At 56.2% G+C, this 23,127-nt stretch carries 25 protein-coding genes, 1 pseudogene and 1 other annotated feature; of the genes and pseudogenes, 10 read left to right on the forward strand and 16 right to left on the reverse strand.

What is annotated here, in order from left to right; translation table 11 throughout:
* Window positions 1-113: 113 nt before the first annotated feature.
* From AC3WS9_RS09945 to AC3WS9_RS09955, 3 genes and pseudogenes are all read right to left on the reverse strand, one after another.
* Window positions 114-653 (reverse strand): septation protein A, encoded by a 540-nt coding sequence (locus AC3WS9_RS09945; RefSeq protein WP_282495338.1) that lies wholly within the window; start codon window positions 651-653, stop codon window positions 114-116.
* Between the two features lie 31 nt (window positions 654-684).
* A complete protein-coding gene (locus tag AC3WS9_RS09950) occupies window positions 685-1,428 on the reverse strand; it encodes a YciC family protein (protein WP_285146351.1) in 744 nt (247 codons plus the stop codon).
* Between the two features lie 25 nt (window positions 1,429-1,453).
* Window positions 1,454-1,540, reverse strand: a pseudogene (locus tag AC3WS9_RS09955) (YkgJ family cysteine cluster protein); the annotation flags it as partial.
* A 174-nt stretch (window positions 1,541-1,714) separates the two neighbouring features.
* Between AC3WS9_RS09955 and ompW the strand changes: the two are divergent.
* A complete protein-coding gene (ompW, locus tag AC3WS9_RS09960) occupies window positions 1,715-2,350 on the forward strand; it encodes an outer membrane protein OmpW (protein ID WP_285146352.1) in 636 nt (211 codons plus the stop codon).
* Window positions 2,351-2,401: 51 nt separating this feature from the next.
* On the opposite strand, the gene AC3WS9_RS09965 is transcribed toward ompW, so the two are convergent.
* From AC3WS9_RS09965 to AC3WS9_RS09980, 4 genes are all read right to left on the reverse strand, one after another.
* Window positions 2,402-2,716, reverse strand: a complete 315-nt coding sequence (locus AC3WS9_RS09965) for a PTS sugar transporter subunit IIB (RefSeq protein WP_492488064.1) — start codon at window positions 2,714-2,716, stop codon at window positions 2,402-2,404.
* A 141-nt stretch (window positions 2,717-2,857) separates the two neighbouring features.
* Window positions 2,858-3,091, reverse strand: a complete 234-nt coding sequence (gene yedF / locus AC3WS9_RS09970; protein ID WP_492488065.1) for a sulfurtransferase-like selenium metabolism protein YedF — start codon at window positions 3,089-3,091, stop codon at window positions 2,858-2,860.
* Window positions 3,088-4,299 carry a selenium metabolism membrane protein YedE/FdhT gene (gene yedE / locus AC3WS9_RS09975; protein WP_492488067.1) on the reverse strand — a complete coding sequence of 404 codons (1,212 nt, stop codon included), beginning with the start codon at window positions 4,297-4,299 and terminating at the stop codon, window positions 3,088-3,090. The genes yedF and yedE overlap by 4 nt, the downstream gene beginning before the upstream one ends.
* Window positions 4,300-4,462: 163 nt before the next feature.
* Window positions 4,463-5,410, reverse strand: coding sequence for a quinone oxidoreductase family protein (locus AC3WS9_RS09980; RefSeq protein WP_492488069.1), 948 nt, complete (start codon window positions 5,408-5,410; stop codon window positions 4,463-4,465).
* Between the two features lie 74 nt (window positions 5,411-5,484).
* Between AC3WS9_RS09980 and AC3WS9_RS09985 the strand changes: the two genes are divergently transcribed.
* Window positions 5,485-5,937 carry a MarR family winged helix-turn-helix transcriptional regulator gene (locus AC3WS9_RS09985; protein WP_492488071.1) on the forward strand — a complete coding sequence of 151 codons (453 nt, stop codon included), beginning with the start codon at window positions 5,485-5,487 and terminating at the stop codon, window positions 5,935-5,937.
* A gap of 32 nt (window positions 5,938-5,969) precedes the next feature.
* On the opposite strand, the gene trpA is transcribed toward AC3WS9_RS09985, so the two are convergent.
* The 6 genes from trpA to trpL form a co-directional block, all read right to left on the reverse strand.
* A complete protein-coding gene (gene trpA, locus AC3WS9_RS09990) occupies window positions 5,970-6,779 on the reverse strand; it encodes a tryptophan synthase subunit alpha (protein ID WP_492488072.1) in 810 nt (269 codons plus the stop codon).
* A complete protein-coding gene (gene trpB / locus AC3WS9_RS09995) occupies window positions 6,779-7,972 on the reverse strand; it encodes a tryptophan synthase subunit beta (protein WP_102103873.1) in 1,194 nt (397 codons plus the stop codon). The genes trpA and trpB overlap by 1 nt, the downstream gene beginning before the upstream one ends.
* Window positions 7,973-7,982: 10 nt before the next feature.
* Window positions 7,983-9,341 (reverse strand): bifunctional indole-3-glycerol-phosphate synthase TrpC/phosphoribosylanthranilate isomerase TrpF, encoded by a 1,359-nt coding sequence (gene trpCF / locus AC3WS9_RS10000; RefSeq protein ID WP_492488074.1) that lies wholly within the window; start codon window positions 9,339-9,341, stop codon window positions 7,983-7,985.
* Window positions 9,342-9,344: 3 nt separating this feature from the next.
* Window positions 9,345-10,940: a bifunctional anthranilate synthase glutamate amidotransferase component TrpG/anthranilate phosphoribosyltransferase TrpD gene (trpD, locus tag AC3WS9_RS10005; RefSeq protein WP_282495329.1), complete on the reverse strand. Its 1,596-nt coding sequence runs from the start codon at window positions 10,938-10,940 to the stop codon at window positions 9,345-9,347.
* The gene (locus tag AC3WS9_RS10010) at window positions 10,940-12,502 is read right to left on the reverse strand and encodes an anthranilate synthase component 1 (RefSeq protein WP_492488076.1); all 1,563 of its coding nucleotides are present in this window, start codon (window positions 12,500-12,502) and stop codon (window positions 10,940-10,942) included. The genes trpD and AC3WS9_RS10010 overlap by 1 nt, the downstream gene beginning before the upstream one ends.
* 23 nt (window positions 12,503-12,525) lie before the next feature.
* Window positions 12,526-12,620, reverse strand: a sequence feature (Trp leader region).
* The gene (gene trpL / locus AC3WS9_RS10015) at window positions 12,597-12,641 is read right to left on the reverse strand and encodes a trp operon leader peptide (RefSeq protein ID WP_107704263.1); all 45 of its coding nucleotides are present in this window, start codon (window positions 12,639-12,641) and stop codon (window positions 12,597-12,599) included. It overlaps the preceding feature by 24 nt.
* Before the next feature lie 138 nt (window positions 12,642-12,779).
* Here trpL and rnm point away from each other — a divergent pair, with 138 nt between their 5' ends.
* The 3 genes from rnm to rluB all read left to right on the forward strand — a co-directional run bounded on the left by rnm (window position 12,780) and on the right by rluB (window position 15,256).
* Window positions 12,780-13,664 carry an RNase RNM gene (gene rnm / locus AC3WS9_RS10020; RefSeq protein ID WP_282495327.1) on the forward strand — a complete coding sequence of 295 codons (885 nt, stop codon included), beginning with the start codon at window positions 12,780-12,782 and terminating at the stop codon, window positions 13,662-13,664.
* Entirely contained in the window at window positions 13,661-14,281 is a 621-nt protein-coding gene (locus AC3WS9_RS10025; RefSeq protein ID WP_095282224.1) for an L-threonylcarbamoyladenylate synthase, read from the forward strand. Before rnm ends, AC3WS9_RS10025 begins: the two co-directional genes overlap by 4 nt.
* 99 nt (window positions 14,282-14,380) lie before the next feature.
* Window positions 14,381-15,256 (forward strand): 23S rRNA pseudouridine(2605) synthase RluB, encoded by an 876-nt coding sequence (gene rluB / locus AC3WS9_RS10030; RefSeq protein WP_492488078.1) that lies wholly within the window; start codon window positions 14,381-14,383, stop codon window positions 15,254-15,256.
* 35 nt (window positions 15,257-15,291) lie between these two features.
* On the opposite strand, the gene cobO is transcribed toward rluB, so the two are convergent.
* On the reverse strand, window positions 15,292-15,882 hold the full coding sequence (cobO, locus tag AC3WS9_RS10035; protein WP_492488079.1) for a cob(I)yrinic acid a,c-diamide adenosyltransferase: 591 nt from the start codon (window positions 15,880-15,882) through the stop codon (window positions 15,292-15,294).
* Window positions 15,879-16,640, reverse strand: coding sequence for a YciK family oxidoreductase (locus AC3WS9_RS10040; protein WP_492488081.1), 762 nt, complete (start codon window positions 16,638-16,640; stop codon window positions 15,879-15,881). Before AC3WS9_RS10040 ends, cobO begins: the two co-directional genes overlap by 4 nt.
* 254 nt (window positions 16,641-16,894) lie before the next feature.
* Between AC3WS9_RS10040 and sohB the strand changes: the two genes are divergently transcribed.
* Window positions 16,895-17,938, forward strand: a complete 1,044-nt coding sequence (sohB, locus tag AC3WS9_RS10045) for a protease SohB (RefSeq protein WP_285146364.1) — start codon at window positions 16,895-16,897, stop codon at window positions 17,936-17,938.
* 34 nt (window positions 17,939-17,972) lie between these two features.
* On the opposite strand, the gene AC3WS9_RS10050 is transcribed toward sohB, so the two are convergent.
* A complete protein-coding gene (locus AC3WS9_RS10050; RefSeq protein WP_282495322.1) occupies window positions 17,973-18,224 on the reverse strand; it encodes a YciN family protein in 252 nt (83 codons plus the stop codon).
* 399 nt (window positions 18,225-18,623) lie between these two features.
* On the opposite strand from AC3WS9_RS10050, the gene topA reads away from it, so the two are divergent.
* The 4 genes from topA (at window position 18,624) to AC3WS9_RS10070 (ending at window position 23,030) form a co-directional block, all read left to right on the forward strand.
* Window positions 18,624-21,221 (forward strand): type I DNA topoisomerase, encoded by a 2,598-nt coding sequence (gene topA / locus AC3WS9_RS10055; RefSeq protein ID WP_282495321.1) that lies wholly within the window; start codon window positions 18,624-18,626, stop codon window positions 21,219-21,221.
* Between the two features lie 184 nt (window positions 21,222-21,405).
* Window positions 21,406-22,380, forward strand: coding sequence for an HTH-type transcriptional regulator CysB (gene cysB / locus AC3WS9_RS10060; protein WP_095282217.1), 975 nt, complete (start codon window positions 21,406-21,408; stop codon window positions 22,378-22,380).
* 336 nt (window positions 22,381-22,716) lie between these two features.
* Window positions 22,717-22,857 carry a YmiA family putative membrane protein gene (locus AC3WS9_RS10065; protein ID WP_213015984.1) on the forward strand — a complete coding sequence of 47 codons (141 nt, stop codon included), beginning with the start codon at window positions 22,717-22,719 and terminating at the stop codon, window positions 22,855-22,857.
* A gap of 2 nt (window positions 22,858-22,859) precedes the next feature.
* Complete coding sequence (locus AC3WS9_RS10070) at window positions 22,860-23,030, forward strand: YciX family protein (RefSeq protein WP_492488083.1); 171 nt, start codon at window positions 22,860-22,862, stop codon at window positions 23,028-23,030.
* Window positions 23,031-23,127: the final 97 nt, after the last annotated feature.

Genomic DNA, 23,127 nt, shown 5'->3' on the forward strand with positions numbered 1-23,127 from the left:
TTAAGCTCGTTACGGAAGACGACAGGCGGGATGCTACTATGATTTCTTTACGGTGGGAATCTGCGGTGGGAAAAGAAGGGAAAGGCCAGACAGGAACTGCCTGGCCTGAAATCTTAGTGCTTGTCGTCCTGCGGCATATGGCGATAGATATACACACCACTCAGCAGCGTGAAAATCAGGGTTAACGCCGTCAGGCCGAAGACCTTAAAGTTGACCCAGATGTTCTGCGGCAGCCAGAACGCGATATAGATATTCGCCAGCCCACACAGAATAAAGAACAGCGCCCAGGCGATGTTGAGGCGCGACCACACCTGCTGCGGAAGGGTAATCTCTTTCCCGAGCATGCGCTGGATCAGCGGCTTATTCATCACCCACTGGCTGACCAGCAGCGCACCGGCGAACAGGGCGTAGATCACCGTCACTTTCCATTTGATAAACTCGTCGTTATGGAAGAACAGGGTTAATCCGCCAAACACCGCCACCAGGACAAAGGTGATCAGCGCCATTTTTTCGACTTTACGGTAGCGGAACCAGCTGTAAATCAGCACGACGGCCGTCGCGACGATCAGCGCCGCGGTCCCGGCATAAATGTCGTAGAGCTTATAAAACGCGAAAAACACGACCAACGGTAAAAAATCAAGAAACTGCTTCATTCTTCGATTCCATCATCTGCTTTCAGGGAAACTACTGGCGAATCAACATATACAGGCGGAACAAATAGACCAGCAATACGGCTGAAATCAGGTTGCTCAGCGTATTCGCGACCACCGCGCCGACGTTCGGCGTCAGTACCGCAAAGTTCGGTGCAAACAGCAGCAGCAGCGTTTTGGCCAGCAGCCAGCTGATCACCGCCGGTGCGACCAGACGCATATTCGCCCAGGCCAGTTTTGCACTGCTGCGCATCGCTGTAAATATCCCCATTTTGTCCTGCACCAGCATCACCGGGGCGAACGAAAGGATAATCGCCAGCAGCACGCCCGGCACAACGACCAGCATCACGCCGATCTGCACCAGCATGGTGGTCAAAAAGATCAGGATAAACAGCTTCGGCAATACCGGCGCGCTGGCACCGATAGCGCGCAGGGCGCTGACGCGATGACCCGCAGACACCAGCTGGACCATCAGCAATACACCACCTGCCAGAATCGCATTGCCGATCAACCCGGAGAAGGTCGATGCCGCAGAGGCGCGCAGCAAGATCTGCTGCTGTTCTGGCGTCATGTTCTGAACCAGATCAAACAACCCACCGCTGCCGGCGAGATGATCGCCCTGGCTAAGGGTCGCAATTTGATCATCACTCGGCGAAAACGCATGGCCAAGCACCACCGTGATAAACGCGCATAGCAAGGCGATCAGTAAAAAGGTAATGAACTGATTGCGGAAAAAATTCCCCGTGTCACGGTAGACGGACTTCGCCGTGATAGACATGCACTCTCCTTGAGTATTGCAGGTATTAATAAGCGGGCAATTGTACCCTGGATAACTCTGCCGTGGCAGCACCATGACTTGTATGGAAAAGCATATCTTTGTAAAGCAATGGTCATTTCGCAAAATTGACCTGCACAGGGGATATGCGTTCGTCTCTGCACGGCAAAAATTAATCTGGATCAATGAATGTTAAATTACCAGCCCAAGTGTGATCTGAGTTAGATCACTTGTTACTCATTTATGAGTATATTCACCGCGCCAATAAAACCACAACGATGGAGCGGATATGAAAAAGTTAGCAGTGGCAGCCCTGATCTTAAGCAGTATCTCTGGCGGCGCGTATGCGCATGAAGCGGGTGAGTTCTTTATGCGTGCCGGTTCGGCAACGGTGCGTCCGACGGAAGGGTCTGACAATGTGCTGGGGAGCCTGGGCGGCTTTAACGTCAGCAACAATACCCAACTGGGCCTGACGTTTACTTATATGGCAACGGACAATATCGGGGTTGAACTCCTGGCGGCAACGCCGTTCCGTCACAAGGTCGGCACCGGGCCGACGGGGAATATCGCCACCGTTCACCAGCTCCCGCCAACCCTGATGGCACAGTGGTATTTTGGTGATGCCACCAGCAAAGTGCGTCCATATATTGGCGCGGGCGTGAACTACACCACTTTCTTCGATGAGAAGTTTAACGATACAGGCAAAGAGGCGGGTCTTACAGATCTCAGTCTGAAAGATTCCTGGGGCGCTGCAGGGCAGGTCGGGCTGGATTATCTGATCAACCGCGACTGGCTGCTGAACATGTCCGTCTGGTATATGGATATCGACACCGACGTGCGCTTCAAGGCGGGTGGAGAGCAGCAGAGCGTTCATACACGCCTGGACCCGTGGGTGTTTATGTTCTCGGCGGGCTATCGCTTCTAATTGCCGGCAGAAAACTGGCCGCCGCTTGTGGCCAGTTTTCTGATAACGATGCTAATCCACCAGCTCCGGTATATTCTCCAGCACAAATTCCAGCACTTTCTCACCGTCCAGTGATGCAAACGGATAGCTTTCGATAACCGTTATCGGCTTGCCTTCGCCAATCTCAGCCCTTAACTCTTCAAGCTTGTATTGAATATGCGGCGCGACTAAAAAGGCGTCAAATGCCGGCGCGACGCTGGCGAAATTATCCAGCCCAACGGCGCTAATCAGCAGCCTCATTCCGCGCGCATCGGCAGCATGCTGCATTTTTTTGGCAAGCGACTGGGCGGTATTGCCGAACAGACAACAGATCAGTAACTTTTTCATCAGATTATCCTCATGGAAACTGGGGATACAGTATTCTCAGGCGGGAAAATAAAATGAGAGCTAACGCACCGTGTTGGCTGTTTTTTCGTCAGAAAAGAGAGGGAGACAACGCTCCCGCCAGGGAACGTTGTCAGAGGGACGTTACTTCTGAATCAGATAGCGAATGGTCGGGCCATCCTGCTGAATTTCCAGCACGGTGTAACCGTGGTTTTTGGCATCCAGCGGAATATTGTTAATTGACTGCGGACAATCGCTGACCACTTCGAGAATTTCCCCTTTTTTCAGCAGCGGCAAGGCTTCGAGCGTCGCAACAGCCGGGTAAGGGCAAGGTTCGCCCACCATATCGAGGCGGTAATTCGGGACGATTTGCGTCATGCCACATTCTCCTGTGTTTCAGTTTTGCGCGCGGTGCGGCGGAAGAAGCGCTTTTCATGGGCGATAACCAGTAAAAAGGCGATCAGCAGCAGGGCGTAGGTGACTAACAGCCCGCCCAGCGGACCGAAGGTGTTTAGCAGATTGACCTTATCCCAGCTGGTGGCGAGCGCCGGGGAGAGATCGTCCCAGTAGTAGGCCAGAATGGTGGAACCAATCACGTTGCCAAGCCCCACCCACCAGTAATGCACCTGACCTTCCACCGCGCGATACATCCAGCCGGTTTCACACCCGCCCGCCAGCACGATACCAAAGCCAAAGAGCAAACCGCCGATCACGGCGTTCGGGCCAGCCCACATGATCTTCGGCTCCACGCCCAGCTGCACATAGCTGAAAATACCGATGGCGCTCACCGCCATCCCGGCAATAATCGCTTTTGCCATCATGGTGCGACCGGTGATCCACATATCGCGGAACGCCGAGGTGAAGCAGATTTGCGCGCGTTCAATCAACAGCCCAAAACCGACGCCAAACAGCATCGCCAGCCCCAGCTTCGGCTGATTCATGGCGGTACAGAGTGCCCAGGCGATCATCGCGAAAAAGACCAGCATGCCAAGGCGGAAGCGGCGCTTCGCCTGATCCGGCTTTTGCGTCAGCGGCGAGGCGGCGCTGACTTTGGTCATTTTGACCGGAATACGGAAGACAGGCAGCAGCGTGAAACGTGCGCCAAAGTACGAGCCGATCGCCGTCGCCACGGCGAAAAACCACGCGTGCAGGGAGAACTGAGGGATCCCCGTGAAGAAAGCCGCCAGATTGCACCCCATCGCCAGACGTGCGCCAAACCCGGCGATGATCCCGCCGACAACCGCCTGTGCAATACGGATGCGGCTGCGCGGCATACGCAGTTTGACGTTATTGGCCCACAGCGCGGCGGCAAAACAGCCCCCGAACATGCCAATGATCATCATCCCGTCGATACGGGTGAGCGGGGTGCCGTCAAGATGAATCAGTTTGAAATAGCCCCATTCCTCGGCATGCACGCCCGCCAGCTGTAAAAGCTGACCGCCCCAGCGGGTAAATTCACCCGTGACCGCCCAGAAGGTGCCGGTAATGCCAAAGTAATAGGTAGAGAGGATGCCGGCTGCGATGACGGCCGGAACAGGGGACCAGAACTTAATCAGATAAGCCTGTTTGAAGTGTTGCCATGACATGTGTAAGCCTCTGAACTCAGAAGGATTTGAAGCGGCAGAGAAGCCGAAAAAGAGTGAGGATCATACACTCAGGGTCGCATTTGAAAAGCGCTGCACACCCAAAAGCTCGACCCGATCAATTTTGTCCTCACCCTAAAGACGTAGGCGCCCTGCCGCACATCCCTCAGTCCATCACAAACAGGGTTCTTTTTTTGCTGTCGTCCTGCGACCACGCCTCGGCGACATCGTCCAGTCGCGCCGGGGTGGTGGCGATGGTGAACCCGCCCGGAACGGCGGCGTGTAGCATTTCGCCCGTCGCCTGGATCAGCTGCGTCAGCGACAGGCTGCCGATCCCGCTGCCCATTAAGACAATCGGGGATGAGCGCAGCACGGCGCTGGGTAAGGCGATGTCCGCACCGGAAAGCGATCCCACCTGGACATATCGAACGGGCGTCTGCCCCGGCGTGTGTTTGGCAAGCGCCGTCAGAATGGCCAGCGCGCTCTGGCCCCAAAGATAGTCGACCACCACATCAATCTGTTGTGCGGCCAGGTCGGCCAGCTGTTGAGCGATAAGAGTGGCGTCGTCGCTGAGCAGGACGCGCACGTCAGCATCCAGCTGAGCCAGCACCTGCGGGTTACGGCCGGTCACGATAATCTTTCCTGCGCCGCGATAGCGGGCAATTTGCACGGCCAGTTGCCCGGCGCTGCCAGTGGCCCCGTTGATCAGTACCGTCTCGCCCGGCTGAAACTGTGCGCGGGTGACAAGCGAAGCCCATGCTGACATCCCAGGGTTTGCCATTGCGGCGGCCGTCGCGTCATCGAGTCCGTCGGGGAGGGGAAGACAAAGATTCGCGTCGACAGGAACGAATTCCGCCATGCTGCCCCACGGCGCTGGCGGAAACGCAAAGTAAACGCGCTGACCCTCTTCGGTCACGCCCGTCCCGTCGATTCCGGCGATAAACGGCAAGGTGCCGTCAAAACTGTAATGTTTACCGGAAGCCCGGCTTTTCACCACGTGGCTGATCGCCGAGGCGGTGACGCGAACGAGGTGCTGACCTGGCCCGGCGTGAGGCGTGGCAAAATCGGCGTAAACCGGCCCGGTTGCCGGATCAAAAACCACTGCTGCTTTCATAACCTTTCTCCTGTGCGGTAATATGTGTAAAATGCACATATCTGATAAGGGCACTATACTCGCCAGGAAAATATATGCAAGATGCACATAAATACGACGTCACGGATTTTCACGGCGCGCTGCTGGATATCATCGGCGTCATGAATCAGCCGCAGCGCGACGACACTTTGCTCACAGAGGCGGGCGTTACGCTGGATCAAATATTGTTTCCGCTGCTGGTGACCATTGACCGCTATGGGCCGCTGGGTGTCGTCGAGCTTGCCGACAGGCTGGGGCGCGATTACACCACCGTCAGTCGCCAGGTCAAACGGCTGGAAGCGCAGGGGTTAGTGCAGAAGAAGCCTGGGGCGAAGGATAAGCGCGTGTCAGAGGTCACCCCATCCGAACAGGGAAAAGCGTTAACGATGAAAATCGCTCAGGCGCGTATGACGCTGATGAATCAGATTTTCAAAGACTGGCAGGAGGAAGAAGTGAGGGCGCTGTTCCGCCTGGTACGAAAATATGCGGATAGCATTAAAGGGGAATAACCGTCTGGCGGGCCGCCAGACGGTCAGGAACATCAGGCGTTGCGCGTTGCCGCTTTCATCGCTGTCACGAATTCGTACAGCTCCGTCAGCATCTGCTCTGGCTTATCGACGTTGCGCTCGATGATTTTGACAATCGCCGAGCCGGAGATCGCGCCCGCAGCTTTAGCATCAATCGCGGCGGTCACCTGTTCAGGAGAGGAGATCCCAAAGCCCTGTAGCGGAGGAGCGGCGTGGTACTCGGCCAGTTTTTCCACCAGATGATGCAGGGGAAGCGCCGCTTTGTTTTCCGCACCGGTCACGCCTGCCCGCGACAGCAGGTAGGTATATCCGCGACCGTGAGAGGCTATCTGGCGCAGCAGTTCGTCATCGGCGTTTGGCGGGCAGATGAAGATCGGCGCGACGTTATGGCGCATCGCTGCCTGGCGGAACGGAGCAGATTCTTCCACCGGCACATCGGCAACCAGCACGGAATCCACGCCCACGCGGGCGCACTCGGCGTAAAAGTTATCGATGCCTTTGCTGAATACCAGGTTGGCATACATCAGCAGGCCAATTGGAATGGTCGGGTGCTTCTGGCGGATCGCCGCCAGCATTTCAAAGCACTGGGTCGGCGTCACGCCTGCGGCAAAGGCGCGCAGGGTGGCATTCTGAATGGTCGGGCCATCCGCCAGCGGATCGGAGAACGGAATCCCCAGCTCCAGCGCATCAGCGCCTGCGGCAATTAAAGTGTCGATGATTTTCAGCGACTGCTCAGGGCCCGGATCGCCCAGGGTGACGAAGGGAACAAACGCGCCTTCCTTGCGGGCTTTCAGTTCTGCAAATGCGTTATCGTAGCGTTCCATCAGATTTCCCCTCGTGCTTTCAGAATGTCGTGAACGGTGAAGATATCTTTATCACCGCGACCGGAAAGGTTCACCACCAGCAGTTGCTCTTTTTCCGGGTTTTCTTTAATCATTTTCAGGGCGTGAGCCAGCGCGTGAGAAGACTCCAGCGCCGGGATGATCCCCTCGTTGCGGCACAGGGTCTTGAACGCTTCCAGCGCTTCGTCATCGGTGATCGAGACATAGTCGGCGCGGCCAATGCTGTTCAGGTGTGCGTGCTGTGGCCCGACGGACGGGAAGTCCAGCCCGGCAGAGATGGAGTAAGACTCCTCAATCTGTCCTTCGTCGGTCTGCATCATTGGCGATTTCATGCCGAAGTAAATCCCGACGCGGCCGTGTTTCAGCGGCGCGCCATGCTCGCCGGTTTCAATGCCGTGACCCGCAGGTTCAACGCCGATCAGGCCGACGCTTTCGTCGTCGATGAAATCAGCAAACATGCCGATAGCGTTTGAGCCGCCGCCGACGCAGGCGATCACCGCATCCGGCAGTCGCCCCTCTTTTTCGAGGATCTGTGCTTTGGTCTCTTCCCCGATCATGCGCTGGAATTCACGCACAATGGTCGGGAACGGATGAGGACCGGCAGCGGTGCCGAGCATGTAGTGCGCGGTGTCGTAGCTGCCAGACCAGTCGCGCAGCGCTTCGTTACAGGCATCTTTCAGCGTGGCGGACCCGCTGTGTACCGGGATCACTTCCGCGCCCATCAGACGCATACGGAACACGTTCGGCGACTGGCGCTCGACGTCTTTCGCACCCATGTAGATACGGCACTTCAGGCCGAGCAGGGCGCTCGCAAGCGCTGAGGCCACGCCGTGTTGTCCGGCACCGGTCTCGGCGATGATTTCAGTTTTGCCCATGCGCTTGGCAAGCAGCGCCTGGCCAAGCACCTGGTTAGTTTTGTGCGCGCCGCCGTGGAGCAGATCTTCACGCTTGAGGTACAAAGTGGTGTTCGTGCCTTCGGTCAGGTTGCGGCATTTGGTCAGCGCCGTCGGGCGGCCTGCGTAGTTTTTCAGCAGGTCGGTAAATTCAGCCTGGAACGCCGGATCTTTCTGCGCGCTGACAAAGGCTTCTTCGAGCTGGCGCAGGGCCGGCATCAGGATTTGTGGCACATACATGCCGCCGAACTCACCAAAATAGGGATTTAATAAAGTTGTCATTTTCTCTTCCTTAATAGGCACGCAGCGTCTTAAATACCGAGGCCAGCTTACTGGCATCTTTGATGCCCGGCTGAGACTCCACGCCTGAATTGAAATCGAGGCCCGCGCAGCCCGCTTTCGCGGCTTCTACGCAGTTGTCAGGGCTTAATCCGCCCGCCAGCAGGACGTTGTCCAGCTTCTCACCGTTGAGCAGGGACCAGTCGAAGCGTTCACCGGTTCCGCCCTGGCCGTTATCCAGCACATATTTATCGACGTGCTGCAGATCGCGGGCGGGCAGTGAGTCGCTCACGCTCTGCGCTTTCCAGATTTGTACCTGCGGAGCCAGCGCCTGGCGGAGTTCGTTAATGTAAGTTTGATCTTCCTGCCCGTGCAGTTGCACCGCAGTCAGGGATAAGCTTTCAGCAAGGGCTGTCACATCAGTCACTGGCGCGTCGCGGAACACGCCGACGTAGCTCAGTGGTGCGCCAGCAATGACTTCGCGCGCCTGATCTTCGGTCACAAAGCGCGGCGAGGCGTCAACGAAAATCAGCCCACCGTAAACGGCACCCGCTTCGAGGGCGGCGGCGGCATCCTCAGGACGCGTCAGCCCGCACACCTTGTTCTCGCCCAGCAGCACGCGGCGAACGGCGGCGTTCAGATCGTCGTGAGACATCAGGGCCGAGCCAATCAAAAAGCCGTTGGCGAAATGACTCAGCTCACGAACCTGAGCGTAGGTATTAATGCCGGACTCGCTGATGACCGTGACACCCGCACCCAGACGCGGCGCCAACTGGCGCGTGCGGTTCAGGTCGATGGAGAGATCGCGCAGGTCGCGGTTGTTGATGCCAACGACTTTGGCTTTCAGCGCGATGGCGCGTTCCAGCTCCTCTTCGTTGCTCACTTCCGTCAGCACGCCCATGTTCAGGCTGTGGGCGACGGCGGAGAGCTGGCGATACTGCTCGTCATCCAGCACGGAGAGCATCAGCAGGCAGGCATCGGCCTGATAAAAACGCGCCAGCCAGATTTGGTACGCGTCAATTATGAAGTCTTTGCACAGAATCGGCTGCGGCGCAATCTGGCTGACAATCGGCAGAAAATCAAAACTGCCCTGGAAATATTTCTCATCCGTCAGCACCGAAATGGCCGACGCATGGTGTTTGTAAACCCCGGCAATGCGCGCGGGATCGAAATCGTCGCGGATCACGCCTTTCGACGGCGAGGCCTTTTTGCACTCCAGGATAAACGCGGTGCGCGCACCCTGCAGGGCATCATAAAAACGGCGCTGACTTGGAACCACTTCATTCTGGAAGCTGGCCAGCGGCTGCTGCTCTTTGCGCGCCTCTACCCAGATGGCCTTATCGGCGACGATTTTCGCTAAAACGGTCTGCATCTTTTATCCTCTTGCCGCAAGTGCGGTAACGCGGTCGTAAGCTGCGCCGGAGCGCAATACGTCCAGAACTTTTTGTGCGTTCGCCTGTAAGTCTTCTTCGCCGTGCAAACGCATCAACATCGCAACGTTGGCGGCAACGGCGGCCTCGTGGGCGGCTTCACCTTTACCTTGTAGCAAGCGTGTCAGAATGTCACGGTTTTCTTCCGGCGTGCCGCCTGCCAGCTGCTCCTGGCGATACGGCGTCAGGCCAAAGTCGGAAGCTTCAAGCTGATAGCTCTGGATTTCGCCGTCGCGCAGCTCGGCCACCAGGGTTGGGGCATGAAGCGACACTTCATCCATCCCGCCGCTGTGGACCACCGCCGCACGCTGATAGCCGAGCACGCGCAGGGTCTCTGCAATCGGCAGCACCAGTTCCGGGCTGTAAACACCGATCAGGGCCAGGGGCGGATGCGCCGGGTTGATGAGTGGGCCCAGCACGTTAAACAGGGTGCGGGTTTTCAGCTGCTGGCGGACCGGCATCGCATGGCGGAAACCGGTATGGTATTTCGGTGCGAACAGGAAACAGACGCCCAGATCGTCCAGCGCTTCACGGGAACGTTCGGCGTTCATTTCGAGGTTAATCCCGAACGCGGCCAGCAGGTCTGAAGAGCCGGAACGGCTGGAGACGCTGCGGTTACCGTGCTTCGCCACTTTCATCCCACAGGCCGCAGCCACAAAGGCGCTGGCGGTGGAGATGTTAATGCTGTTGCTGCCGTCGCCGCCGGTGCCGACGATATCGGCAAACTGATAGTCAGGGCGCGGGAACGGGGCGGCATTTTCCAGCAGAGCGGTGGCGGCACCGGCAATTTCCTGCGGCTGCTCGCCGCGCACTTTCATGCTCACCAGCGCGGCGGCCAGCTGTTCGGGTTTCAGTTCACCGCGCACCACCGCAGAGAAGAGCTGGTGGCTCTCCTGCTGGGTCATGGTCTGGGCCTGATACAGTTTTTCCAGAATCGGCTGCAGGGTGTTGGTCTGCTCCAGCTTCTGCAGCGCCCAGTTGAGGGTCTGCTCCAGCAGGCGCGCGCCGTTAGAGGTCAGAATCGATTCCGGGTGGAACTGCAGGCCGCAGACGCGATCCGCGTCGTGGCGCACGGCCATCACCATCCCTTCAAAAGAGGCGTTGATGGTCAGCCCCGCCGGAATGTTGCTTCCGACCAGAGAGTGATAGCGCGCCACCGGCAGCGGGTTTGGCAGCCCGGCGAACATCGCCTGGCCGTCGTGTTCAATGCTGGATGCTTTGCCGTGCAGGATCTCGCCCGCCTGACCCACGTATCCGCCGTAGGCTTCAACGATCGCCTGATGCCCCAGGCAGATGCCGATGATCGGCAGTTTGCCGCGCATGCGGGTCAGCAGCTCAGGCATACAGCCCGCTTCGCTCGGCGCGCCAGGGCCTGGAGAGAGCATCAGCACCGGGTTTTGCATGGTTTCCAGACGCTCGATCAGGGTCTGGGCCGGAACATGATTGCGGTAAATCACCACGTTGTGCCCGTTCGCACGCAGCTGGTCTGCCAGGTTGTAGGTAAAGGAGTCGATATTATCGAGCAGCAGAATGTCAGCCATCAGAAAATCTCCTGTGCGTGGTGTGCGGTGGCAATGGCGCGCAAGACCGCGCGAGCTTTACTGCGAGTTTCGTCAGCTTCGGACTGCGGAACAGAATCCAGAACAATACCTGCGCCGGCCTGGACGGTGGCGATGCCATCTTCCACGTAGGCGGAGCGGATGACGATGCAGGTGTCCAGGTCACCGTGCGCGGTGAAGTACCCGACCGCGCCGCCGTAGCTGCCGCGACGACGGCCTTCGGCTCCGGCAATCAGCTGCATGGCACGCACTTTCGGTGCGCCGCTCAGGGTGCCCATGTTCATGCAGGCGCGATAGGCGTGCAGGGCGTCGAGATCGTGACGCAGCTCACCGACCACGCGGGAGACGAGGTGCATCACGAAGGAGTAACGGTCGACTTTGGTCAGGTCCGCCACGTAGCGCGTGCCTGGGGTGCAGATGCGCGCCAGATCGTTACGCGCCAGGTCGACAAGCATCAGGTGCTCGGAGAGCTCTTTGTGGTCGGTGCGCATCTCCAGCTCAATGCGGCTGTCGAGATCGCGATCTAACGACCCGTCGGGGCGACGACCGCGCGGACGCGTTCCGGCAATCGGGTAAATTTCAATCTGGCGGCTCGGCGCGTCATATTTCAGCGAGCTTTCCGGCGAGGCACCAAACAGGGTGAAATCGTTGTCCTGCATAAAGAACATGTACGGGCTTGGATTGCTCTTCTTCAGCACGTCATACGCGGCCAGCGGAGACGGGCACGGGAGCGAGAAGCGGCGGGATGGCACCACCTGGAAAATTTCGCCGGCGCGAATCGCTTTCTGCATTTGACGCACCACCGCGCCGTACTGGTCGTCGGTCTGGTTCGTTTCGCACTGCATATGCTCGATGTGCTGGACCGGCAGGGCGGTTGGCTCTTCGGTCATCTGCAGCTGGAGCTGCTCGATACGCTGCGCCAGACGCTTTTTTTCAGACGCTGACGGGGTAAACAGGCTGGCCTGAATGCGGGTGTATTTTTTCTGATGGTCAATCACCATCAGCGTTTCTGCCAGATAGAAGCAGTAGTCCGGGCAGCGGTTGCCCTGTTCGGTTTCAGGCAGATCTTCAAATCCGGCGACCAGGTCATAGGCAAACAGCCCGCCGAAGAACATCGCTTCGCGCTCGTCTTCAGGCACGTCCACCAGGTTTTGCAGCAGGCGGAAGGCGTCAAAGACGGACAGAGAGCACAGGCGCGCGTCTTCGTCCAGCAGCTGGCTCACCGGCGGGAAGTGCAGAATACGGGTTTCCGGATGACGTTCATTTTCAATACCTGCAGGCAGCGCGGCATCCAGCAGCGGCAGCAGGGCGGCGCCGTTTTCTGAAAGCGCTTTAATGGTGACAGTGTCACCTAGCGCGGTAATGCGCAGCGCGCTGTCGACCAGCAGCAGGCTTTTGAGATCGTCTTTGCTGTCGATGTCAGCAGATTCCAGCAGCAGGGTGGCCGGACGTGCGCCGCAAACCTGATGGAACAGCGCGGTAGGGTTATGGCGATACACCGCTTCGCAGGTCAGCAACTCAAGGTGTGTTTTGGCTGTTTGCATAGTGTTGTTCTCATATTCTGTTCATAAAAAAGCCCGCATCGTCGCGGGCCTGGTATCTGTTTGCGTTTCGCACACGAGTGACACTGCCCGATAATCAGGAAGTGCGCCACCAGCCGTGCAAAGAGAAATGTGCTTTCATTTTCAGATACCTTCTTGAGTGAACTTGCGTACTAGTTAACTAGTTCGATGGCGTAATGTCAACCCCTGATTTCAGAATTTGCTCGCAAGCCGTTATCATAGTCTTCCTGAATACGACAAACCTGTGATGGAAACCGCTTTGAGCGAAACAAAATACGCCGTGATTTATGATTTACACAGCCACACTCAGGCCTCCGATGGCCTGCTGACGCCCGAAGCGCTGGTTCACCGCGCGGTAGAGATGCGCGTGGGCACGCTGGCAATAACCGATCACGACACCACGGATGCCATTCCGGCGGCTCGGGCCGAAATTGCCCGCAGCGAACTGCCATTAAACCTGGTCTCCGGCGTAGAGATTTCCACCGTCTGGGAAAATCACGAAATTCACATTGTCGGCCTTAATATTGATATTGAACATCCGGCCCTGTGCGCGTTTCTCGAAGAGCAGAAAGAGCGCCGCAATCAGCGCGCGGAGCTGATTGGCGAGCGGCTGGAGAAATCGCAGATCCCCGGTGCGCTGGAAGGGGCGCGACGCCTCGCCAACGGCGGGGCCGTGACGCGCGGGCACTTCGCCCGTTTTCTGGTCGAGGCTGGTAAAGCGAATAACTTTGCCGATGTATTCAAAAAATACCTCGCGCGCGGTAAAACCGGTTACGTTCCGCCACAGTGGTGTACAATAAAACAAGCTATTGATGTCATTCATCATTCTGGCGGCAAGGCGGTGCTGGCCCATCCAGGGCGGTATAACCTTTCAGCTAAGTGGCTGAAAAGACTGCTGGCGCACTTCGCCGAAAATGGCGGAGAAGCGATGGAAGTCTCCCAGTGCCAGCAGGCACCCAATGAGCGCAGTCAACTGGCGACCTATGCGCGTCAGTACGGTCTGCTTGCGTCGCAAGGCTCTGATTTTCATCAGCCTTGCGCATGGATTGAGCTGGGGCGCAAGCTCTGGTTACCCGCAGGCGTGGAACCGGTCTGGGCACTTTGGGAGCAGCCGCAGCAACATATTGAAGAGAGGGAAGCATGAGTCAATTTTTCTATATTCACCCGGATAACCCGCAGGCGCGGTTGATTAATCAGGCGGTGGAGATTGTTCGCAAAGGCGGCGTGATCGTCTATCCAACGGATTCCGGCTACGCGCTGGGCTGTAAAATCGAAGACAAAGGAGCGATGGAGCGCATCTGCCGCATCCGTCATCTGCCGGACGGGCATAACTTCACCCTGATGTGCCGCGATCTCTCGGAAATCTCGACCTACGCCTACGTGGATAACGTCGCCTTCCGCTTAATCAAAAACAACACGCCGGGCAACTATACTTTCATTCTGAAAGGGACCAAGGAAGTGCCGCGCCGTCTGTTGCAGGAAAAGCGTAAAACCATCGGGATGCGCGTGCCGTCAAACCCAATTGCGCAGATGCTGCTGGAGACCCTCGGCGAGCCGATGCTCTCGACCTCCCTGATGCTGCCGGGCAGCGATTTCACCGAGTCCGACCCGGAAGAGATCAAAGACCGTCTGGAGAAACAGGTGGACCTGATTATTCACGGCGGCTACCTCGGTCAGCAGCCGACCACGGTTGTCGATCTGACGGAAGATGCACCAGAAGTGATTCGTGAAGGCGTGGGTGACGTAAAGCCTTTCTTGTAAAGGTATAAGCGGCTATACTACGCGGCCATCAAAACAGCGGTAGACCGCTTTTTTGACCCTAATTCGACGCCTGTGAAGGCGACACCTGAAGGATGCTCAATGAGCGAAAAATTACAGAAAGTGCTGGCCCGTGCTGGCCACGGTTCACGCCGTGAAATCGAAACGATTATCGAAGCGGGTCGCGTCAGCGTTGACGGCAAAATTGCCAAGCTGGGTGATCGCGTTGAAGTCATTCCGGGGATGAAGATCCGTCTCGACGGTCACGTGATCTCCGTGAAAGAGTCTGCCGAACAGATTTGTCGCGTGCTGGCTTACTACAAGCCGGAAGGCGAACTGTGTACGCGTAACGATCCAGAAGGCCGCCCGACGGTGTTCGACCGTCTGCCAAAACTGCGCGGCGCGCGCTGGATTGCGGTGGGTCGTCTGGACGTAAACACCTGCGGTCTACTGCTGTTCACCACCGACGGTGAACTGGCGAACCGCCTGATGCACCCAAGCCGTGAAGTAGAGCGTGAATACGCGGTGCGCGTGTTCGGTCAGGTTGATGAAAACAAACTGCGTGACCTGTCGCGCGGCGTTCAGCTTGAAGACGGTCCTGCGGCGTTCAAAACCATTAAATTCACCGGCGGTGAAGGGATCAACCAGTGGTACAACGTCACGCTGACAGAAGGGCGTAACCGTGAGGTTCGTCGTCTGTGGGAAGCGGTTGGCGTGCAGGTAAGTCGTCTGATTCGCGTGCGCTACGGTGACATTCTGCTGCCGAAAGGGATCCCGCGCGGGGGCTACACCGAGCTGGATTTAACCCAGACCAACTACCTGCGTGAACTGGTGGAACTGCAGCCAGAAACCACGACCAAAGTGGCGGTTGAAAAAGACCGTCGCCGCGTGAAGGCGAACCAGATTCGCCGCGCGGTGAAACGCCACAGCCAGGTGAGCACCACTCGCCGCTCTGGCAGCCGAAACAACAACGGCTAAAAAAACAAACCCGGCTGCTGCCGGGTTTTTCATTTCTAGTAGTCGATACCGATTTGCGCTTTTATTCCGGCATCAAACGCATGTTTGACCGGGCGCAGTTCGCTGACCGTATCGGCCAGCTCCAGAATATCCCGGTGGCAGCCGCGGCCGGTCACGATCACTGTCTGATGCGCAGGACGATTTTTCAGCGCCTCAAGCACATCTTCCAGCGGCAGATAGTCGTACGCCACCATGTAAGTTATCTCATCCAGCAGGACCATATTCAGCTCCGGGTCGGCCAGCATGCGTTTGGCGTGTTCCCATACGGCAAGACAGGCGGCGGTGTCGCTCTCGCGGTTTTGTGTGTCCCAGGTAAAACCGGTCGCCATCACCTGAAACTCCACGCCGTGCGGCTCGAGCAGGTTACGCTCGCCGTTCGGCCATTCGCCTTTGATAAACTGAATCACGCCCACTTTTTGCCCGTGACCGACGGCGCGCGTCGCGGTGCCAAAGGCGGCGGTGGTTTTACCTTTTCCGTTGCCGGTAAAGACGATAACGATGCCTCGCTCTTCCTGCGCGGCGGCAACTCTTGCATCCACCTGTTCTTTCAGGCGCTGCTGACGCTGCTGATGACGTTCTTCACTCATTGCGAAATCCCTGGCTTACGGCCCGGCTGGGCGTCAAAGGTCATACCGGTTTTACGGCGGCTGTCATCGCCCATCAGCCACAGGTAGAGCGGCATAATTTCGGCGGGCGTTTTCAGCTTTTGCGGATCTTCCGTCGGGAAGGCGCTGGCGCGCATGCCGGTGCGCGTCCCGCCCGGATTGATGCAGTTTACGCGCAGATGGCGGGTCTGATACTCCTCGGCCAGCACCTGCATCATCCCTTCGGTGGCAAACTTCGACGCGGCATAAGCGCCCCAGTTGGCGCGACCCTGGCGGCCGACGCTCGATGAGGTAAAGACCAGCGAGCCAGATTCTGACTTGAGTAATAAAGGAAGCAGCGCCTGAGTGAGGAAAAAGGTGCCGTTGACGTTAACCTGCATCACCTGCTGCCAGATCTCAGGATCCTGTTCATCCATCGGGCGAACTTCGCCCAGCAGACCGGCATTGTGCAACACGCCGTCGAGGCGCGGGTAGTGCGCTGCGATTCGCTCTGCCAGTTCCGCGCAGGACTCCGGCGTACAGGTCAGCAAATCGAGGGTATACCAGCGCGGCGTTTCCCCGCTGGCGTCGGCAATCTCTTGCGCCACGCGGCGCAGCTTCTCTTCGTTACGACCAAGCAGCACGACCTGCGCGCCGTAGCGGGAATAGGTGAGCGCGGCTTCGCGACCAATGCCGTCGCTGGCGCCGGTGACCAGGATAATACGGTCCTGTAGTAAATCTTTTTGCGGTTGATAATGCACGAATACTCCTGTGGCGCATGACGGGCCTGCGGCGCCTGCTGTTCTTTCACTTTTTGGCTTTATGCCCGAAACGGCGAGTGATTTCAATCAGTCTACAGGAGAGAAGGCTTCGAAATTAACAATTTGCAACTATTTCAGTAACAAGACCAAATTCCTGAAAGCGCCTCGCAACGGTATTGTAGGACGCGAGACGCCTGGCACAGGCTGTTGTACACTGGTCGTGAAAGATTCGTGGTTAAATCAAGGTGGAACACGTGGAATTACTTTCTGAGTACGGTCTGTTTTTGGCCAAAATTGCGACGGTGGTGATCGCTATTGCGGTGATTGCGGTGCTGATCGTGAACCTGACGCAGCGTAAGCGTCAGCGTGGTGAACTGCGCATTACCCGCTTAAGCGAGCAGTATAAGGAGATGCAGGAAGATATGTCCGTGGCGCTGCTGGATGGGCATCAGCAGAAGCTGTGGCATAAGGCGCAAAAGAAAAAGCTCAAGCTGGAAGCCAAAGCGGCAAAAGCGAAGGCGAAACAGGATCATCAGGAAACAACCAAACCACGGGTCTATGTGCTGGATTTTAAAGGCAGTATGGATGCCCATGAAGTCACGTCACTGCGTGAAGAGGTGACGGCGGTGCTGGCGGTGGCAAAACCTCAGGACCAGGTCGTGCTGCGACTGGAAAGCCCTGGCGGCGTGGTGCACGGTTACGGTCTCGCGTCCTCACAGCTGCAACGTCTGCGTGAGAAACAGATCCCACTGACGGTGGCGGTCGATAAAGTGGCAGCGAGCGGTGGCTATATGATGGCCTGCGTGGCCGACAAAATTGTTGCGGCGCCCTTTGCGATTCTCGGCTCGATTGGCGTTGTCGCGCAGATCCCTAACTTCAATCGTTTTCTGAAAAACAAAGAGATCGATATCGAGCTGCATACCGCCGGGCAATATAAGCGTACGCTGACGCTGCTGGGTGAGAATACAGAAGAAGGGCGACAGAAATTCCGCGAAGACCTCAACGAAACGCATCATCTGTTTAAGGATTTTGTGAAGCGGATGCGTCCGTCGCTGGACATTGAGCAGGTGGCAACCGGTGAGCACTGGTACGGCATACAGGCGCAGGAAAAAGGGCTGGTGGACGAAGTTGGCACCAGTGACGATCTGCTCCTGAGCCTGATGGAGGGCCGTGAGCTGGTGGGTGTGCGCTATACTCAGCGTAAGAGACTGCTCGACCGCTTTACCAATAGCGCGGCGGAGAGCGCCGACCGCTTGCTGTTGCGATGGCTACAACGCGGACAAAAACCGCTGCTGTAAACAAAAACGCGAGGCATTTGCCTCGCGTTTCGCTTTAATCGACCAGGTGATATTTCTCTGAGAGCGCATGGGCCAGGTATTTAAACATGTTAAATACGGCCGTGCTCTTCGGGGTGGGTAACCCTTGCTCGTCGAGATAGTATTCGCCGCTGAACACCAGCACACCGTTGCGCTGCTCCACACCCGTGGCTTCGATACCGGCCAGGGTATCTTCGTGTTCACGAATCAGTTTATTGGCTTCGACAAGCAAAGTCTCACGATCGATAGGTTGGGTAGTTTGCTGCATATTCCACTCCTTAAACAGTGGCAATAGTCTACGCCGGACGCGCAGCCTGGGCAAATTTTCCCTGTTTTTCGCGGGGCTACGCGAAAGGGGCAAAGCTGGCGCGATTTGCTTTTGCATGCTAATAAAGTTGCGTAACAGATTTTATCAGGTAGAGTGTGCGCTTTCGTCATTCTGGCAACAGAATTGCTTGACATTCAACCGAAAGCTCGTCGCATCGTTATTTTGATGTGAGTGAAATGCCCGATAACTCAATCACCTGGACCGGTTTTGTTATTGTCCGGTCAGAACAAAGGGGTTGATATCCCCTGGCGGAGTCGCAATATCAACATCGCGTCGCCAGCGGAAGGGAAATCAACATGCGGCGTATTCCTGGAAGAATTAAATTAGGTAAAGGTGAATATGGGTAAAGCTCTCGTCATCGTTGAGTCCCCGGCAAAAGCCAAAACGATCAATAAGTATCTGGGTAATGACTATGTGGTTAAATCCAGCGTTGGTCACATCCGCGATTTGCCGACCAGTGGCTCAGCCAGTAAAAAGAGCGCAGACTCTACCTCCACCAAAGGGGCTAAGAAGCCTAAAAAGGATGAACGTAGCGCGCTCGTCAACCGTATGGGTGTCGATCCCTGGCACGAATGGGAAGCACAGTACGAAGTGCTGCCCGGCAAAGAGAAAGTCGTCAATGAGCTGAAACAGCTCGCCGAAAAAGCTGACCACATCTATCTCGCAACCGACCTTGACCGCGAAGGGGAAGCCATTGCATGGCACCTGCGGGAAATCATTGGTGGTGATGAATCACGATACAGCCGTGTCGTGTTCAACGAGATTACAAAGAATGCGATTCGTCAGGCGTTTGAAAAGCCGGGCGAACTGAATATCGATCGTGTTAACGCTCAGCAGGCGCGTCGCTTTATGGACCGCGTGGTGGGTTACATGGTTTCGCCACTGCTGTGGAAGAAAATCGCGCGTGGCCTTTCCGCCGGACGTGTTCAGTCCGTAGCGGTGCGTCTGGTCGTCGAGCGTGAGCGCGAAATCAAAGCGTTTGTGCCAGAAGAGTTCTGGGAAATCGACGCGAACGTCGCAACGCCTGGTGGTGATGCACTGCCGCTGCAGGTGACGCACGAAAAAGACAAGCCGTTCCGTCCGGTGAACCGCGATCAAACCATGGCGGCGGTTGCGCTGCTGGAAAAAGCACGCTATCAGGTGCTGGATCGTGAAGACAAACCGACGAGCAGCAAACCCGGTGCTCCATTCATCACCTCCACACTCCAGCAGGCGGCCAGTACGCGACTGGGCTTTGGCGTGAAGAAAACCATGATGATGGCGCAGCGTCTGTATGAAGCGGGCTACATCACCTACATGCGTACCGACTCAACCAACCTGAGCCAGGACGCAGTGAGCATGGTGCGTGACTATATCGGCGATAACTTCGGTAAGAAATATTTACCGGAAAGCCCGATTCAGTACGCAAGCAAAGAGAATTCTCAGGAAGCGCACGAAGCGATCCGTCCGTCGGATGTTTCCGTTGAGTCTGAAGCGCTGAAAGACATGGAAACGGATGCCCAGAAGCTGTATCAGCTGATCTGGCGTCAGTTCGTGGCCTGTCAGATGAATCCGGCAAAATACGATTCCACGACCCTGACCGTTGGCGCGGGCGATTTCCGCCTGAAAGCGCGCGGTCGTATCCTGCGCTTCGACGGCTGGACGAAAGTCATGCCGGCTCTGCGTAAGGGCGACGAAGATCGTACCCTGCCTGCCGTGAACAAGGGCGATGAGCTCTCGTTAACGGAACTGACTCCGGCACAACACTTCACCAAGCCGCCTGCGCGTTTCAGCGAAGCGTCGCTGGTGAAAGAGCTGGAAAAACGCGGTATCGGCCGCCCGTCCACCTATGCGTCGATCATTTCGACCATTCAGGATCGCGGCTACGTTCGTGCTGAAAACCGTCGTTTCTATGCGGAAAAAATGGGTGAAATCGTCACGGATCGTCTGGAAGACAACTTCCGCGAGCTGATGAACTACGATTTCACCGCGCAGATGGAAGACCGTCTGGACCAGGTGGCTAACCATCAGGCGGAATGGAAGAAGGTGCTCGACAGCTTCTTCGGCGATTTCACCCAACAACTGGAGAAAGCTGAAAAGGCGCCAGAAGAGGGCGGAATGCAGCCGAACCAGATGGTGCTCACCAGCATTGAATGTCCGACCTGTAGCCGTCAGATGGGTATCCGTACCGCAACCACCGGCGTGTTCCTCGGCTGTTCCGGCTATGCTTTAACGCCGAAAGAGCGCTGCAAAACCACCATCAACCTGGTGCCTGAGAACGAAGTTCTCAACGTGCTGGAAGGTGACGATGCAGAGACCAACGCTCTGCGCGCTAAGCGTCGCTGCCAGAAATGCGGCACGGCGATGGACAGCTACCTGATCGATCCGAAGCGTAAATTGCATGTCTGCGGTAACAACCCGACCTGCGACGGCTATGAGATCGAAGAGGGCGAGTTCCGCATCAAAGGCTATGACGGCCCGATTGTGGAATGTGAGAAATGCGGTTCTGAAATGCACCTGAAAATGGGACGTTTCGGTAAGTACATGGCCTGCACCAACGACGAATGTAAAAACACGCGTAAGATCCTGCGTAACGGCGAAGTGGCTCCTCCGAAGGAAGATCCGGTTCCGTTGCCAGAACTGCCGTGTGAGAAGTCAGACGCGTACTTTGTGCTGCGTGACGGCGCTGCGGGTGTGTTCCTCGCCGCCAACACCTTCCCGAAATCGCGCGAGACCCGTGCCCCGCTGGTGGAAGAGCTGTACCGCTTCCGCGACCGTCTGCCAGAGAAACTGCGTTATCTGGCCGATGCGCCACAGCAGGATCCGGAAGGGAATAAGACCGTTGTCCGCTTTAGCCGTAAAACGAAGCAGCAGTATGTCGCTGCCGAGAAAGAGGGTAAAGCGACCGGCTGGTCTGCATTCTTCGTGGATGGTAAATGGGTTGAAGGCAAGAAATAATCTTTTCTTACCATGACTTACCTGAAAGGGCCGGGCTTCCGGCCCTTTTTTATTGGCCGTTATTATTTTTTGTTCCGTACTATACACTCGGGATATAAATGATATAGTGGTTATAGTTAACCCCTTTCTTATTATTAAATCGTCTTAAGCGATTGTCCCTGTGCGCTAAATCGGATGGTCAGGCATGAAACTACAACAGCTTCGTTATATCGTTGAGGTGGTCAACCACAACCTTAACGTCTCTTCGACCGCAGAAGGTCTTTATACGTCTCAGCCCGGCATCAGCAAGCAGGTGCGGATGCTGGAAGATGAACTGGGTATTCAGATATTTGCCCGTAGCGGCAAGCATCTGACTCAGGTCACTCCCGCCGGACAGGAGATCATCCGTATCGCCCGGGAAGTGCTTTCCAAAGTCGATGCGATCAAATCGGTGGCAGGGGAACACACCTGGCCGGATAAAGGCTCGCTTTATATTGCGACTACCCACACCCAGGCTCGATACGCGCTCCCAGGGGTGATCAAAGGTTTTATCGAGCGCTACCCGCGTGTGTCACTGCATATGCATCAGGGATCGCCGACGCAAATCGCGGAAGCGGTCTCAAAAGGCAATGCGGATTTCGCCATTGCAACCGAAGCGCTGCACCTGTATGACGACCTGGTGATGTTGCCTTGCTACCACTGGAACCGTTCGATTGTGGTGACGCCGGAGCATCCGCTGGCAGGGAAGGGATCGGTCACCATTGAAGAGTTGGCCCAATACCCGCTGGTGACCTACACCTTTGGCTTTACTGGCCGTTCTGAGCTCGACACCGCCTTTAACCGTGCTGGCCTGACGCCGCGTATCGTCTTCACAGCCACCGATGCCGACGTCATCAAAACTTACGTGCGTCTGGGATTGGGCGTAGGCGTTATCGCCAGCATGGCCGTTGACCCGGTTTCTGACCCGGATCTGGTGCGTCTGGATGCGCACGATGTCTTTAGCCACAGCACCACCAAAATCGGTTTCCGCCGCAGCACCTTCCTGCGCAGCTATATGTATGATTTCATTCAACGCTTCGCGCCGCATTTAACCCGCGACGTGGTGGATACTGCGGTCGCCTTGCGCTCCAATGAAGATATTGAAGCGATGTTCCAGGACATTAAACTTCCGGAAAAATAATCACACCCGGTATCTTTCCGCCCGGAAAGATACCGAAATTAAGTCTTAAAGCTAAATTAGAATTATCATCATCCCCATTCTCTGCTGCATATAACCCGATAAACAGAATGAGTTTACGGCCAAACTGTCGCAAATTTGCGACAAAAGTAGAAACGAAATTCCCGCTACGCAAATTCCTCGTCTCAATTATTTATTTCTGGTCAAAAGATTAATTATTTCCCTGGAAACGTTCGTAAATTCACTAGCTTTTCAGCTAAAGTTTCTTTAGGATTTATCTCAACTCATGATTACTTGTACCGATTGTTTGGTATCAAAATGATAAGCGAAGTCGATTGTATGAGGTTAGCAATGCCGTCAGGAAGTGAAGATCCGCAAAGGGACCCGGCGCTTAAGCGTAAAGCCTGGCTGGCGGTATTTCTTGGCTCCGCCCTGTTCTGGGTGGTGGTGGCGTTACTGGTCTGGAAATATTGGGGATAGATATGGCAGTTCACATGCGTATTGAACCGGTTAAAAAAAGGTGTCAGCCAGGTGACAATGGCCATAAAGCACGTAAAGAACCTGTAACAAGCGTGCCTGCATCCTGGAAGCTCTCCGCGCAACAACAAGCCTTTATTGATACGTTCGCAGAAGACGAACCCAAAAAACAATAATTGATAATAAGGTGAGCCTGCGAATATCCAGGTGATACCTGTGTACTCTTTTATAAATACACATCAGCAATAAAGAACGGGGGAATACCCCAGCTAA

This window comes from Lelliottia sp. EB106-05-01-XG201 (assembly GCF_058791735.1).